The sequence below is a fragment of the Halosimplex rarum genome (assembly GCF_047715405.1).
In the GTDB taxonomy this organism is placed as follows: Archaea; Halobacteriota; Halobacteria; order Halobacteriales; family Haloarculaceae; genus Halosimplex; species Halosimplex rarum.
The window spans coordinates 1539723-1553856 of sequence record NZ_CP180412.1 but is presented as its reverse complement, the minus strand read 5'-3'; the positions used below and the strand labels follow the sequence as shown (position 1 = coordinate 1553856).

General features: G+C 68.3%; 16 protein-coding genes and 1 tRNA gene. 6 read left to right on the top strand and 11 right to left on the bottom strand.

Going from position 1 to position 14134, the window contains the following annotated elements; translation table 11 throughout:
* Positions 1–173 precede the first annotated feature (173 nt).
* From ACMGFH_RS07480 to ACMGFH_RS07470, 3 genes are all read left to right on the top strand, one after another.
* A complete protein-coding gene (locus tag ACMGFH_RS07480) occupies positions 174–1385 on the top strand; it encodes a PQQ-binding-like beta-propeller repeat protein (protein WP_415382308.1) in 1212 nt (403 codons plus the stop codon).
* 80 nt (positions 1386–1465) lie between these two features.
* Positions 1466–2245: an alpha/beta fold hydrolase gene (locus ACMGFH_RS07475; protein ID WP_415382307.1), complete on the top strand. Its 780-nt coding sequence runs from the start codon at positions 1466–1468 to the stop codon at positions 2243–2245.
* A 76-nt stretch (positions 2246–2321) separates the two neighbouring features.
* The gene (locus ACMGFH_RS07470) at positions 2322–2555 is read left to right on the top strand and encodes a DUF5822 domain-containing protein (RefSeq protein WP_415382306.1); all 234 of its coding nucleotides are present in this window, start codon (positions 2322–2324) and stop codon (positions 2553–2555) included.
* 57 nt (positions 2556–2612) lie between these two features.
* Here ACMGFH_RS07470 and ACMGFH_RS07465 read toward each other — a convergent pair whose 3' ends face one another.
* The 3 genes from ACMGFH_RS07465 to ACMGFH_RS07455 all read right to left on the bottom strand — a co-directional run bounded on the left by ACMGFH_RS07465 (position 2613) and on the right by ACMGFH_RS07455 (position 4990).
* A complete protein-coding gene (locus tag ACMGFH_RS07465) occupies positions 2613–3140 on the bottom strand; it encodes an HAD family hydrolase (protein WP_415382305.1) in 528 nt (175 codons plus the stop codon).
* A gap of 103 nt (positions 3141–3243) precedes the next feature.
* Positions 3244–4380 (bottom strand): acyl-CoA dehydrogenase family protein, encoded by a 1137-nt coding sequence (locus ACMGFH_RS07460; protein ID WP_415382303.1) that lies wholly within the window; start codon positions 4378–4380, stop codon positions 3244–3246.
* A gap of 115 nt (positions 4381–4495) precedes the next feature.
* Positions 4496–4990 (bottom strand): helix-turn-helix domain-containing protein, encoded by a 495-nt coding sequence (locus ACMGFH_RS07455; protein ID WP_415382302.1) that lies wholly within the window; start codon positions 4988–4990, stop codon positions 4496–4498.
* A gap of 148 nt (positions 4991–5138) precedes the next feature.
* Here ACMGFH_RS07455 and ACMGFH_RS07450 point away from each other — a divergent pair.
* A tRNA-Leu gene (locus ACMGFH_RS07450) sits at positions 5139–5223 on the top strand.
* Positions 5224–5514: 291 nt separating this feature from the next.
* On the opposite strand, the gene ACMGFH_RS07445 is transcribed toward ACMGFH_RS07450, so the two are convergent.
* Positions 5515–6108 carry a response regulator transcription factor gene (locus ACMGFH_RS07445; protein WP_415382301.1) on the bottom strand — a complete coding sequence of 198 codons (594 nt, stop codon included), beginning with the start codon at positions 6106–6108 and terminating at the stop codon, positions 5515–5517.
* Between the two features lie 399 nt (positions 6109–6507).
* Here ACMGFH_RS07445 and ACMGFH_RS07440 point away from each other — a divergent pair, with 399 nt between their 5' ends.
* The gene (locus ACMGFH_RS07440; RefSeq protein WP_415382299.1) at positions 6508–6699 is read left to right on the top strand and encodes a XapX domain-containing protein; all 192 of its coding nucleotides are present in this window, start codon (positions 6508–6510) and stop codon (positions 6697–6699) included.
* A gap of 45 nt (positions 6700–6744) precedes the next feature.
* On the opposite strand, the gene purF is transcribed toward ACMGFH_RS07440, so the two are convergent.
* From purF to ACMGFH_RS07405, 7 genes are all read right to left on the bottom strand, one after another.
* A complete protein-coding gene (purF, locus tag ACMGFH_RS07435) occupies positions 6745–8172 on the bottom strand; it encodes an amidophosphoribosyltransferase (protein ID WP_415382297.1) in 1428 nt (475 codons plus the stop codon).
* 3 nt (positions 8173–8175) lie between these two features.
* Complete coding sequence (locus ACMGFH_RS07430) at positions 8176–8349, bottom strand: 50S ribosomal protein L37e (RefSeq protein ID WP_415382295.1); 174 nt, start codon at positions 8347–8349, stop codon at positions 8176–8178.
* Positions 8346–8531, bottom strand: a complete 186-nt coding sequence (locus tag ACMGFH_RS07425; protein WP_274323039.1) for an LSM domain-containing protein — start codon at positions 8529–8531, stop codon at positions 8346–8348. The genes ACMGFH_RS07430 and ACMGFH_RS07425 overlap by 4 nt, the downstream gene beginning before the upstream one ends.
* A gap of 119 nt (positions 8532–8650) precedes the next feature.
* On the bottom strand, positions 8651–9718 hold the full coding sequence (locus ACMGFH_RS07420) for a M20/M25/M40 family metallo-hydrolase (protein ID WP_415382293.1): 1068 nt from the start codon (positions 9716–9718) through the stop codon (positions 8651–8653).
* A 78-nt stretch (positions 9719–9796) separates the two neighbouring features.
* Positions 9797–10903 carry a Gfo/Idh/MocA family protein gene (locus ACMGFH_RS07415; RefSeq protein WP_415382291.1) on the bottom strand — a complete coding sequence of 369 codons (1107 nt, stop codon included), beginning with the start codon at positions 10901–10903 and terminating at the stop codon, positions 9797–9799.
* Between the two features lie 48 nt (positions 10904–10951).
* Positions 10952–12370: an alpha-L-fucosidase gene (locus ACMGFH_RS07410; RefSeq protein WP_415382290.1), complete on the bottom strand. Its 1419-nt coding sequence runs from the start codon at positions 12368–12370 to the stop codon at positions 10952–10954.
* A 126-nt stretch (positions 12371–12496) separates the two neighbouring features.
* Positions 12497–13672 (bottom strand): enolase C-terminal domain-like protein, encoded by a 1176-nt coding sequence (locus ACMGFH_RS07405; RefSeq protein WP_415382288.1) that lies wholly within the window; start codon positions 13670–13672, stop codon positions 12497–12499.
* A gap of 125 nt (positions 13673–13797) precedes the next feature.
* Between ACMGFH_RS07405 and ACMGFH_RS07400 the strand changes: the two genes are divergently transcribed.
* On the top strand, positions 13798–14106 hold the full coding sequence (locus tag ACMGFH_RS07400; protein ID WP_415382286.1) for a hypothetical protein: 309 nt from the start codon (positions 13798–13800) through the stop codon (positions 14104–14106).
* The last annotated feature ends 28 nt before the right edge of the window (positions 14107–14134 follow it).

The following is a 14134-nucleotide window of genomic DNA, read 5'->3' as shown; positions in this document are numbered from 1 at the left end:
CGGGTTTCAGAAGACATACTTGATTGCGGTTCACACTGACAGCCCTCTGATTTGGGCGACGTCAGTTCCCCGCCAGTGTCCAGTCCCGCCGTGTCGATCCGGTCGGGTCCGGGGTGAAATCCACGACCAGGAGATCAGTTAGCTTATTGTACTGTTATAGCAAGACGATATTGATGCGAGAGAAACACTTGGGGAGACGAGAATTGCTCGCGGGCGCGGGGGCCGCGGTCTCTCTCGGGTTGGCGGGCTGTACGGACGCGGTCGGCGTGGGGGGAGACGAAAACGGTGGCGGCAGTTCGGACAGGTCCGGGCCGCTCGATGCCACGAACGAGGCCGATTGGCCGATGTTCGGGGCGAACGCGGAACGGAATCCGGTGCTCACTGGGACCAGTGGTCCCGAGGGACCGGTCCGCGAGGAGTGGACCTTCGAGAGCCACTACGTCTCACCCAGCGTCCGCGACGGGACCGTCTACGTAGACAGTTCCTCGGCGTACTACGCCCTCGACGCGGCCACGGGCGACGTACTGTGGGAGCGCGAGTCCGAGAGCGATGGGAGTATGACTCCGATGGTCACGGAGGACGCGCTCTACACGTTCGACGGAGGGGGACTGACCGCGCTGGACCCGGAAGACGGGACCCACCGCTGGACGGACGACACGGTGACCGGTGGATTCCCGGTCCCGCGAGACGGTGTCCTCTACGGCGCCAACGGAGACGACGTCTTCGCGTTCGATCTCGGCGACCGCGAGATGCGCTGGACGTCTCCGCTCGAATCGGAAGACACGGCCGACGGGAACTACCTGATAGACGTCGCCGCCGACGGCTCGCACGTCTACACCGTCGAGGGCGTCGGCGAAGTGAGCGCGTACAGTCTGGACGGCGGCGAGAGACAGTGGACACTCTCCTCGGCGTACATCGACGACAGCACGTTCACCTTGAGTGTCGCCGGCGGAACGGTGTATCTGGCGACCGTCCTCGGGGCGAGCGGAAAGCCGACGCTCCGCGCGATAGACGCTTCGAGCGGCGACGTACAGTGGACCGACACCGTCGGGATCATGTCGGGAGTGACTGCCGACCGCCTGTACGCGGATCAGAAAACCGACGACGGCGACGACGCCGGCGTCTTCGCACTCGACCCGGCGACCGGAGACCGGATCGAGGAGCTGTCCGGCGTCACGTCCTTCTGGGGCAACCAGCCCGTCGTCGCCGACGAGACGCTGTACTATTCGGCGGATTCGGGCATATACGCGTACGACCTGGAGGCCGATGAGATGCGATGGGAGCACACGGACTCCCACTTGGAGATCGACGAACTGCTCGTCGCGGGTGACCGCGTCTTCTTCAAGACGGGGACCACCCTCCGCGCGCTCGGTCCCGCCGAGTGAGAGCGCCGACTCGACGGGGCCCGACGGTTCCGGGACGACCGGGCCCAACACCCACGTACCGGGGGGCCGAAGATCCGCGCGTGCAGACGCTCGACCACGACGGACGGACGACGGCCTACAGGGCGACTCGGCCCGACGCGGACGGACCGGTAGCGCTCTACGTCCACGGGAGCGGCGCCACACACCGCGTGTGGGCCGCCCAGTACGGCGCGAGGGGGCCGAGCCATCCGGCCGCCGCGCTCGACCTGAGCGGCCACGGGGACTCCGAGGACGTCGACGCCGGACCCGGCCCCGACACGCTCGACGCATACGCGCGAGACGTGGTCGCCGTCGCGCGTGAGACGGACGCGGACGTGCTCGCGGGCAACTCGCTGGGCGGGGCCGTCGTCCTGCGCGTCGCTCTCGACACCGATCTCGACCCGGAGGCGCTGATCCTGGCCGGGACCGGCGCGAAACTCGCCGTGCACGAGCCCCTCCGCGAGTGGCTGGCCGACGATTTCGAGCGCGCCGTCGAGTTCCTGCACGGCGACGACCGACTCTTCCACGACGTCGGCGAACGCGCGGGCGAGCGGTCGAAGTCGCAACTGCTCGCCACGGGTCGAGCGGTCACCCGCAGGGACTTCCTGACGTGCCACGCGTTCGACGTGCGCGACCGCCTCGGCGAGATCGGCGCGCCCACGCTCGCGGTCGTCGGTGAGCACGACTCGCTCACGCCGCCGGCCTACCACGAGTACCTCGCGGAGACCCTGCCGAACGGCGCATACGCCGAGATCCCCGATGCGGCCCACCTCGCGATGGCCGAGCGGCCGGACGCGTTCAACCGGGCCGTCGCCGAGTTCCTCGGGTCGGTGGACACGTAGCGTCTGTTCGGTCCCGCCACCGGAGCCTCCGGGCGAAAACAGGAGACTCAAGGGGCCGTCGCCGAAAGACTCTGACGTGCCAGCGCGCGTCGAGCGGACCGATCCCGACGGGGTCGACTACGGCCGGGTGATGCAGCTCACCTTCGTAGTCACCATTATCGCGGGAGCCCCGATCGTCGCCGTGCTCTCGCTCACCGTCGCGCTGCCGACCTGGATCGATCGCGTGCTCTTCGCCGTTCGCGTCGGCGCCGTCGTCTGGATCGTCACCGCGCTGGCGATGTACGCCTACGAGCGCCGCCGAACGGAGTGACTCGGGGTCTCGTTCGGCTCGACCGCTAGTCCCGCTTAGGCTCGACTGCAGTCTTCCTCAGACCCGGTCTTCGACCCACTGGAAGTCGGCGCCGGCCGCGCGGGCCGCCTCCCTGTCCGACGCCGAGTCCCCGACGAACAGCGACCGCTCGGGTGCAGCGCCCAGCGACTCCACGGCGTGCAGGAGCGGTTCGGGGTCCGGCTTGACGAGTTCGTGGGAGTCGCGACCGACGACGACGTCGACGTGGCCGTCCAGCCCGTGTAGTTCCAGCGCGATCCGGCAGGCCGACTCGCAGTTGAGCGAACATACCCCGACGGGCACAGAGTGCGGCAGCGCGTCGGCCAGCGCCAGGCGGCGGGCGCTCCGGGCGCCGTCGCGCTCGAACTCGGCGATGGCCTCGTCGAGGCGGTCGAGGAGCCCGTGTTCGGCCGCCAGCTCCCGCATCTCCCAGATGTCCGCCCCGGCGGGGTCGTGACCGCGCGCGCTCAGAATCGCCGCACAGCGGTCGGCGACGGCCCCCCAGTCCACGTCGAGGCGGACGAGCGTCCCGTCCAGGTCGTAGACGATAGCGTCGTACTCCGTCACGCGCTTCGGTAGGCGACGAGTCAGCAAATGCGCTTCGACCGGGGCCGGAGGAACGTCGCCCGCGCCCGCGGTCGAGCCCGCACCCGCCGCGGGCCCCGCCTCGTCACTCGCCCAGGAGATCCCGCGCGATGATGTTTTTCTGGATCTGGCTGGTCCCCTCGTAGATGGTCGTGACCTTCGCGTCGCGGTAGAACCGCTCGACCGGGAAGTCAGTGGTATAGCCGTACCCGCCGTGGATCTGGACGGCCTCGTTCGTCACGTCGACGGCCGCCTCGCTCGCGAAGTACTTCGCCACGCTCGCGGCGGTCCGGGCGTCCTCGCCGCGGTCCTGGGCCGTCGCCGCCTCCCACGTCAGCGCCCGCGCCGCTCGCACGTCCGTCCACATGTCCGCGAGCTTGTGACGAATCGACTGGAAGTCCGCGATCCGGCGATCGAACTGCTCGCGCTCGCCCGCGCAGTCGACCGCCTCGTCGAGCGCCGCCTGCGCCAGCCCGACCGACTGGGCGGCGATGCCGATCCGGCCGCCGGTCAAAATCGAGAACGCCGCGGCGAGCCCGCGGCCCGGTTCGGTGAGGCGATACCGGGCCGGGACCTCCACGCCGTCGAAGATCAGGCTCGTCGTGTCGCTGGCTCGGAGACCGAGCTTGTCCTCTTTCTTCCCGATTTCGAGCCCCTCCGCGTCGGTGGGGACGAGAAACTGCGTCACCGACCCCGGATCGTCGGCGTCGGTCTTGGCGAAGACGACGGCGACGCCCGCGCGCTCGCCATTGGTGATCCACTGCTTCTTGCCGTCGAGGACGTAGCCGTCGCCGCCGTCGGTCTCCCGCGCGGTCGTCGACATCTCTGCGGGGTTCGATCCAGCGTCGGGTTCCGAGAGCGCGAACGCACCCACGGGTCGACCGTCGACCATCTCCGGGAGCCACTCCTCGCGGACCGACTCGTCGGCGAACTCCGCGATGCACGACGTGGCGAGGCAGTGAACGGACAGCGCAGTCGCCACGGCGAGCGAGCCGTGTGCGACCTCCTCGTTCACGACGGCGTAGGTCAGCCGGTCGGCGTCGTACCCGTCGTACGCCTCCGGGACGGTCAGCCCGGTCAGGTCGAGATCGGCGAGACCGTCCCACACGTCTTCCGGGAAGGACGCCTCGCGGTCGGCCGCGGCGGCGACCGGTCGGATCTCCTCGGCGGCGAACTCGCGGACCGCGTCGCGGACCGCCTCCTGGGTGGCCGAAAGCTCCATGGACTCCTCTTCGGCTACCGCCGGCAAAAATTGCCCGCCCGAGATAGCGGCGACCGGGAGAACAGAGATAGAGCGAGTCGAAGTCGAAGTGAGACGGAGTTCGCCGGCGTACCGGTCAGTTCGAGTCGACCAGCTGAAGGTCGAGCTCGGCTTCGAGGGCGGCGATGAGCGAGCCGCCGACGTTGGCCTGGGTCGCGCGGCCCTGCTCGACGGCGAGCACGTCCGACTCGTCGGCGCCGACCGCGTCGGCGAGTTCGGCGGTCTGGAGGCCGGCGTCCTGGCGGGCCTCGACGAGGACGTCGCCGTAGTCGCTGACGAGGTAGGGGAGCTGGTCGTCGTCGTAGTCGGCGCCGTCCTCCCAGTGTTCGGCGTCGGGCGCGTTCGCGTCCTGCAGTCGCGCGGCGTTCTGGGCGGCGCGGCGCTTCCGGTCGCCGTCGTCGTCGGAACCCGAGGCCTTGGAGGACGTCTCGTCGTGGTGGGCGCACTCGGAACAGACGCTGAGTGTCGCCCCCGCGACGCTGGCCGTCTGGAGGTCGACGTTCTCGGCGCCGCAGAGCTCGCAACTGTCGCTGGCGCTGGAGCCGGCGCCACCGGTCGAATACTTCGCCATGCTGGGGGGTAGTGGACAGGGCCTATTTGAATGGCCCGTTTTCTCTCGTCGACATGACCTGACAGATGACCGGAGTCGTCGGACGTAAACGAAAGGGCTTTTATCGGGGCCAGGGCAAGCAATAATCGCAGGCAGACAGACACCCGGTGCGTGGGTAGCCAAGCCAGGCCAACGGCGCAGCGTTGAGGGCGCTGTCCCGTAGGGGTCCGCCGGTTCAAATCCGGTCCCACGCACTACCGGTCCGCTCACGCGGACCACAGTGCAGGTGCACTCCCTTGGGACTGCACCCACGCAAACTTCCTACCGAAGCAACGTCCCGAGCGACAGCCCCGCCGCTTCTCTGACCGCGGACCACGCTGCAGGTGCACTCCCTTGGGAGTCACGCGAGCGGATCGAGTGTGACGCCGATGGGGCCGATGGGCGAAGCGAATCGGGCCCATCGGAACTGCACCCACGCAAACGTCCTACCGACGCTACCCGTCGAGAGACGTAGCTGTGCGACGAGCGGGGCCACGCGGACGGTCTCAGTCCGTTCGCAGCGGGTCGGTGTGGTCGACCTCGGCGATGTCGGGGGCGTCGCCGCCGACGACTCGCTCCAGCGTCTCGGTCTCGACGCCGAGGGCCTCGCGCTTTGCCGCGAGTCGCTCCTCGATGCGAGCGTAGGCGTCGCTCTCGGCCAGTTCGCCGTCGTCGGCGCGGACTTCGAGGGTCGCTTTCTTCGAGGCGAGCGCGAGGAACTGCCGGAGCGCGTCGTCGGAGTCCGCCCGCCGCGCCATCTCGTCGACCGACGCGACCAGCTCGTCGCGACCGACGGGCTTGACCAGGTAGCCGTCGAACGGCAGGTCGACGACGTCGACGTCGGGTTCGACCGCGGTGACCACGACCACTCGACAGTCGATCGCGCGGTCGGCGATCCGGGTCAGCACCTCGTCGCCGGACAGGCCCGGCATGCGCCGGTCGAGCACGACTACCTCGGTCGCCGGCCCGAGCGTTTCGAGCGCCGCCGATCCGCTCGTGACCGCCTGGACCTCGTAGTCGTCCGTGAGGAACTGCGCGTAAGTGTCGGCGATGATCTGATTGTCGTCGACGACGAGCACGGCCGGTCCGGCGTCGGTCACGGTACCGCCCACCGAGGGATCCCGTCGTCTGACTGGCCGGTCCGTTTCATCGGTCTCTCTTTCGAGAGCCGCCGCAAATACGTTGTTCTCCCATTAACAGAGATGATATCGGGAGCCGGATCGTAGAGGTGGGAATTGACATTCAAACTACTGCAGGTCCCCATTTCTGTTCGTGCATGGGCGAGACATTATCATATCCGATAATTAAGTCGGTGGTTTTATTACTCCCTCGCGGTTAGAGACATGTGCGGCACCAGTTCGGTGCCACATCACCCACCCACCCCACACCCACCCACCTTTTGCGGGACCCGAACCGGCTAGCCTCGGCCGAGGCGATTCGCCGACCGAGCGGCCGGACCGTGTCGAAAGAAGTGAGTAGCGACCGTCTGTAGAGGCGGCATGACCTCGGCTTCGACTGTGGCGCTCGCCTTGCTGACAGGCTTTCTGACCGGCGCGGTCTTTCGGTTCCTGAACGTCCCGATCCCCGCGCCGCCGAACGCGGCCGGCGTGCTCGGGATCGTCGGTATCTACCTCGGCTACGTCGTCCTCGACCACTTCGAGGTCGGGATCGACGTGCTCAACTTCTTCTGATCGGGAGAGAAAGCGGCGCTCCCGTCCGGCGAACGGGAGGACGATTCAGTCGTCGGCCGAGGAGTGGCCGACGGCCGGTCGCTGGACCTCGCGGTCCGTCTCCTCGCCCTCGATGTCGTAGGGATACTCGCCGGTCACGCAGCCCAGGCAGAGGTCGGAGTCGCTCTTGCCGAGCGACTCGGCGATGGCCTCGATGGAGAGGTACGACAGCGAGTCGGCCCGGATCTCCTCGCGGATCTCCTCGACCGAGCGGTCGGCCGCGATGAGCTCCTCGCGGCTCGCCATGTCGATGCCCATGTAACAGGGCGCGATGATCGGCGGCGCGCCGATGCGGACGTGGACCTCCTCGGCTCCCGCCTCGTAGAGCAGTTCGACGAGCTGCGAGGACGTGGTCCCGCGGACGATGGAGTCGTCGATGACCGTGACGGTCTTGCCCTCCACCGTGCTCTTGATCGGGTTGAGCTTCAGCCGGACCGCGCGCTCACGCTCGTCCTGCGTCGGCATGATGAACGTCCGCCCGACGTAGCGGTTCTTCATCAGCCCCTCGGCGAACTCGACGCCCTCGGGGGCGGCGTCGGCGTAGCCCGACGCGAACGCGCGCCCGGAGTCGGGGACGGGCATCACGACGTCCGTCTCGATGCCCGACTCCTCCCAGAGTGCGCGACCCAGGTCGCGTCGCACCTCGTAGACCAGCTCGTCGTCGATGACCGAGTCCGGCCGCGCGAAGTAGACGTGTTCGAAGAAACAGTTCGCGGTGTTCTCGGTCTCCACGAGCTGGTAGGTGTCGAAGCCGGTCCCGTCGTCGTGGAGGACGACGAGTTCGCCCGGGCGCACGTCGCGGACGAGTTCGCCGTCCAGCGTGTCGATGGCCGCGCTCTCGGAGGCGAGGACGTAGCCGTCGTCGAGCTCGCCGATACAGAGCGGGCGGTTGCCCTGGGGATCCCGCACGCCGAGGACCGTCTCGTCGTGGGTGATCGTCAGCGAGTACGAGCCGTGGATGCGGCTCATCGTCCGCTTGACCGCGCGAACCAGGTCTTCTTCGAGCAGGTTGCGCGCCAGGTCGTGGGCGATGACCTCGGTGTCGCCGTCGGAGGTGAAGGCGTGACCCAGGCCGGCGAGTTCCTCGCGGATCTCGTCGGTGTTGATCAGGTTGCCGTTGTGGGCGAGTCCGAGGGACCCGCTCTTGAAGGAGACGGAGAACGGCTGGGCACAGCAGTTGTTGACGCTCCCCGACGTGGGATAGCGGACGTGACCGATGCCGTTCGAACCATTGAGCGAGTCGAGGTCGTCCTCGTCGAAGACGTCGCCGACGAGGCCCATCTCGACGTGTTCGTACTGCTGGAAGCCGTCGTGCGTGACGATGCCGGCGGACTCCTGGCCGCGGTGCTGGAGGGCGTAGAGCGAATAGTAGAGGGGGCGGGCGACGTCACGGTCGGTAGTCGAGATGCCGACGACGCCGCACTTCTCGTGCATTCCTTACTCGCCCGCTTTGTCCTGCCAGGCGTAGTCCCGGCGTTTGGCCGAGTCGCCGAACCCGCAGGACGCACAGACTTTGTTCTTGACGTGATACGACTTCTCACCGCACCGGCGACACTTGACGTGTGTCGTGGTGTTTTTCTTCCCCTGACTCGGGGTTCCTGCGCCAGTCATGGGTTGATCGAGACGACGTTATCGCCGCGTATAATCGTTGTGTCTTCGTCGTCCTCGATGACCAGGTTCATGTGCTGGTCGTAGCCTGAGAGGTCGCCGACGTACTCCTCGCCGCCCTTCAGACGAACCGTGACCTCCTCGCCGAGCGACGCCTCGAGTACGTCCAGCGGTCGTCCACTCATACCCGAACTGCCTGTCGTCGCGTGCATAAACGTACCGCTTGCCCAATCGACCCTCGACACCCCGATTCGAGCCCCGGATCGCCGCGTACCGCCGTCGCTCGGCCGACCGCGGAGACCGGCTACAGCCCCACGTCGAACGGCGCGTACGACTCCGCCCGCGCGCCCACCGCGCCCAGCAGGTCCGCCGTCGCGTCCAGGTCGTCGGCCTCGATCACTTCGACGGGCGTGTGCATGTAGCGGTTCGGCAGTCCGAGGCTGAGCGTCGGCGTCCCGCCGCGGGAGACGTAGAAAGCGTCCGCGTCCGTCCCCGTCCGCGACCCCGTCGCCTGCAACTGGACGTCGACGTCCCGCTCGTCGGCCACGTCCCGGACGGCGGCGACCAGCGCCGGGTGGTTCGCGCTCCCGCGAGCGACGACCGGTCCCTCGCCGAGTTCGACGCCGGTCGACTTCTTGCCCGGCACGCCCGGGGAGTCCGTCGCGTGGGTCACGTCGCAGGCGATCACGGCGTCGGGGTCGAGGTCGAACCCGACCATCCGCGCGCCCTGCAGACCGACCTCTTCCTGGACCGTGCTGACCGCGTAGACGGTCGCCTCGGCGTCCGCTTCGGCGGCCCGACGCAGCCCCTCGGCGGCCGCCCAGATCCCGACGCGGTTGTCCATCCCCCGGGCGGTCAGCCGCCCGTCTTCGAGTTCGCGCACGCGCTGTTCGAACGTCACCGGGTCGCCGACCTCGACGAGATCCGCGGCGTCTTCGCCGTCGGCGACGCCGACGTCGACGTGTTGCTCGGCGATGTCCGGCGCGTCCCCGTCGTCACCGTCCCGCAGGTGGATCGCCATCTGGCCGATCACGCCGGGGACCGGTCCGTCGTCGGTGTGAACGGTCACGTGCTGGCCCTGTGCGACGGTCTTGTCCGAGCCGCCGACCCGCCCGATCCGCAGGAAGCCGTCGTCGGTGACCTCGCGGACGATGAAGCCGATCTCGTCCCCGTGGCCGGTGAACGCGATCGACGTGTCGCAGTCGTCGCTGCCCTCGTGGACCGCGACGGCGTTGCCGTACTCGTCGGTGCGGACCTCGTCGGCGAACGCCTCGACGTAGTCGACCCAGACCCGCTGGCCGGGAACCTCGTACCCCGATGGGCTGGAAGTCGCGAGCAGATCGTCCAGAAACGCGCGGTGTGGTTCGTCCATGGGGCCATCTACGGCTGAACCGCCTTGAACGTGGCTACCGGCGGCTGACACCGTATCCGCCGCTCGCCGGGTCCTCGTCTACCACGAGGTGATCTCGACGTCCCGCAGGGGGCGGTCCAGCGGGATCGAGACCTGTCCGCCGGTGTAGTGCGAGAGGTAGAACCCGACGATGATCTCCAGCGAGCGGGTCGCCACGTCGCCGGGCGAGCGGTTCTCGGCCTCGCCGTCGAGGACGTCCTGGATGTGTCGGGCCGCGTTGGGGAACGCGCGCTCGTAGTCCTCTTCCCAGGTCCAGGCGCCTTCGATCCCGTACTCGGCGAGGTCGACCTCGACGTGGTCGCCGTCGTCGAGGCGCCAGTAGCGCCACTCGCCGTCGTCGTTGTTCAGGTAGAGCTTCCCCTCGCTGCCGACGAACTGCATCGTCATCGAGGAGTCCGCGCGCGGGATCGTGCAGTCGACGGTCGCGAACGAGCCGTCGTCCATGACGACGAACCCGCCGCCGCCGGCGTCGTCGACCGTCTCGCCCGCTTCCAGGCTATCGACGGCCTCGTTCTCGCCGGTGATGTGCCCGGCCACGCGCTCGGCGCGGGCGTCGAGCAACTGCACCAGCGTGTCGAGCAGGTGCGTCGAGTTGCGCAGTAGTTCCATCCGGAACTGCATCGAGACGGAGTGGACCTCGCCGAGGAGGTCCTCCTCGCGGACGAGTTCGGCCAGCCGTCGCTGCTTCTCGGTGAACCGGAACGAGTGGTTGACGACGAGTTCGGTGTCGGTCTCGTCGCAGACGGTGACCATCTCGTTGGCGTCGCTGACCGAGGACGCGATCGGTTTCTCGCACCAGATCGCGGACGGGTCGGCGGCCGAGCGGGCCGCGTCGACGACGGGCTCGTGGTGGAGATACGACGGCGTGCACACCGAGACCACGTCCAGGTCCTCTGATTCGAGCATGGCCTCGTGGCCCACGTAGCGGCCTTCTTCGGGGATGTCCCAGGCGTCGCCGAACCGGTCGAGTTTCTCCTCGTCGACGTCGGCGACGGCCACGAGTTCGATGTCCTCGGCGGCCTCGTACCCGCCGGCGTGGCTGGCAGTGAACTTCTTCTCACCGATGTCCTCCTCGTCGTGCATCCCCAGGATACCCAGCCCTGCGATCCCACCGGCACCGATGATCCCTGCGCGGTAGTTCGGCATGTCTCCGGCATGACGGGGAGGGGTCTTGGCCGTTTCGTGGTCGACCTGTCAACGCTCGGGGCAGGTCACGCCGTCGAATCGGACGACGAAAGCGTGGTCGTGGGCCGGCCGTTCGGGGAGGGCGACGGTCGCACCGTCCCGGTCGGTGGTCACCTCGCAAGCGAGCGGGCCGTCCGCCGTCAGCAGCGCCGCGTCGTCGAGTGTCGCCCGAGCGTTCGCCGCCGCGGTCGAGGGGGCCAGCGACAGGTCAGTACCTGGCCACTCGAACGCCGTCGCGTACAGCGTGCCGTCGCGCCACGTGTACCGGACCGGTACGTCACTCCGGTCGTCCTCGGCGGCGATCCAGGGACGGGAGCCGAAGATAGCCCCGCCGTTGACGTCGAGCCACGCGCCCAGTCGCCGGAGCGGCTCGCGCTGGAGGGCGGGGATCGTCCCGTCGGCCTTCGGCCCGACGTTGAGCAGGAGGTTGCCGTTCTTCGAGACCACGTCGACGAAGGTCCGCACGAGCTCGCCCGCCGAGAGGTGGTCGCCCTCGCCCTCGGCGCGGTTGTAGCCGAACGAGTGGCCGATGCCGCGGCAGGCCTCCCACTTGCGGTCGGCGGGTTCCTCGAGCGTGTGGTACTCCGGCGTGAAGAAGTCGCCGTGGATCTCCGCTGGGTCGCTGTCGGGATCGATCGTCGTCCCGATAGCGTCGACCCCGGCGCGGTCGTTGACGACCACGCCACGGCCGTGCTCGGCCGCGTCGTTGTAGAACTCCGCGATCAGTTCCTTCGTGCGCAAGTGGTCGCTGTCGGCGGTCGGCGTGTCGAACCACAGGAGGTCGGGGTCGTACTTCCGGATCAGCTCCCGGTGTTTGGCGTTCATGTAGTCGACGTACTCCTGGCCGGGCGTCGTCTCGGGTTCGCCGAGCGGTCCACGGGGGAACGCGGGGTGGCCCTCTGGTCCGTCGAAGCCCGACTGGTAGTAGTTGTAGTTGGCGTGGTAGGAGGCGCCGAACCGGAGGTCCCGCTCTCGGACGGCGGCCGCCAGGTCGCCCACGATGTCGCGTTCCGGCCCTCGCTCGGCGGCGCCGTGGGCGGTGTAGGCGCAATCCCACAGCGGGAACCCGTCGTGGTGCTCGCCCGTGAGGACGACGTAGCGAGCCCCCACGTCGGCGAACAGATCGGCCCAGCGCTCCGGATCCCAGTTCTCGGCGTCCCACTCGTCGACGAAGTCGTCGTACTCGACGTCCTCGCCGTACTGTTCGCGGTGGTACTCGTAGGTTTCCGAGCCCTCCTCGTACATGTAGTAGGGGTACCACTCGGCGTAGGGCGACCCCTCCGAGGCGGTGATGTCGGCGTCTTTCGGCGCCCACGCGGGGACGGAGTAGGCGCCCCAGTGGATGAAGATGCCGAGCTTCGCGTCGTGGTACCACTCCGGGACCGGATGGGCGTCGAGGGACGCCCAGGTCGGTTCGTACTCGTCCATGGCCGGGACTCCGTCGGACGGCTAATCAGCGTTGGGGCGAGAACGAACGATACCGGACGAGAACGGGAGATCGCAGGCGAAAGCGGTCGAACGCGAGCGAGAGGGGGTGGGACGCCGACGCGACCGTTATTCGTAGGTGTGGACGCTGCCGGTGGCGTTCGCCTCGATGTAGTCCCAATCGTAATCGACGCCGAGGCCGGGACCGTCGGGGACCGGGACCGTGCCCTCGTCGTCGACGGTCTCTAGCTGGTCCTCGTAGTCGCCGGCGTACACGGGCGGGGTCGTGTTCGGCGCGTCCGGGTGGACCAGCGCCATCTCGTAGTAGTTGCTGTTGCGAACGGCGGCGATGCAGTGGCGCTGGGCGGGGCCGGGCGCGTGGAACTCGACGTCGAGGCCGTGACCCTCGGCGACGCGAGCGCGCTTGATGGCGCCGGTGATGCCGCCGTCGTACTCGGGGTCGGCGCGGGTGAAGTCCGTCGACTCTGCGTCGATGAAGTCGGTGAACGGCTCCAGCCCGCGGACGTGCTCGGTCTGGAGGATCGGGGTGTCGAGCTGCTGGCGGAGCTTGCGGTGGGCGTGCTGGGAGATGCCGCCGTCGCGGTAGGGATCCTCGTACCAGTAGAATCCCTCCTCGTCGAGGGCGCGACCGAGCTTCAGCGCGTCGGCCAGCGTCTCCAGTTCGCAGGCGGGGTCGTGCATCAGGTCCATCTCGTCGCCGACGCGCTCGCCGACGGCGTGGACCGCCGCGACCTCGCGGTCGAGGTCGCGCGAACCGTCGCTGCCGCCCCAGCCGTGGATCTTGAACGCGTCGTAGCCGATGTCTTGGCACTCCTCGGCGAAGTCGGCGAAGTCCTCGGGCGTCTCCAGCCCGCCGTTCTCGTCGCCGTGGTAGGTCGATGCGTACGCGGGGATGCGCTCGCGGTAGGTGCCCAGGAGCTCGTGGATCGGCGCGTCGTAGTACTTTCCGGCGAAGTCCCAGAGGGCGATGTCGATGGGGCCGATGCCCATCCGGTCGTACTTGCGGAGGGCGCGTTTGACCTCCGACCAGTGTTTCTCCCGCTCCAGCGGATTCTTGCCGATGAGGTAGTTCGCGAACGTGTTGTACTGCGCCGCGCCCGGCGAGTTGCCGCCGACGTACTCGCCGGTGATCCCCTCGTCGGTGTGGACCTCGATCGCGAACAGTTTCCGCTCGACGCTGCTCCCGGGTTCGTAGACCAGGTTGAACCCGTGCTGGTCCGTCCCCATGTCCGGTATCTCGTAGCTGAACTCCGTGCTCTCTATTTTCGTTATCTCCGGTGCCATATCCGGGGGTCGAGGGGCGAACCCAAGAAGGGTTGGGATGTCGGCGCGGAGCCGGAGTCGGGCGGGGTCTGGGGACCGGCTGTTGCCGGCGAAACCCCTTTCCGGTCGCTCGCCGAATGTCACCTATGGCGAAGTTCACGCTTCTGGAAGTTCACCTCGACGACGCCGAGTTCACCGCGAACGCACCGTACAGCGACGCCGAGTCCGCCGAAACGGGCGGACTGGGGGGCCTCCCGTTCGGTGGAGACGGGGACGAGGGGATCGAGACGGCGACCGACGACGGGTCGAACCCGTTCGGGATCGTCCTCACCTTCGCCGGGATGATCCTCGCCGTCGTCGCGATCCGGCGACTCCTCGGCGGGTCGGGCGAGCCCGCGCTCGAAATGACGGAAGCCGAAGACGCGGAGAGCAGCGGCCTCCTGGCGCGGTTCTGACCGCGACCGGGCGGGGAGAAGGCATATC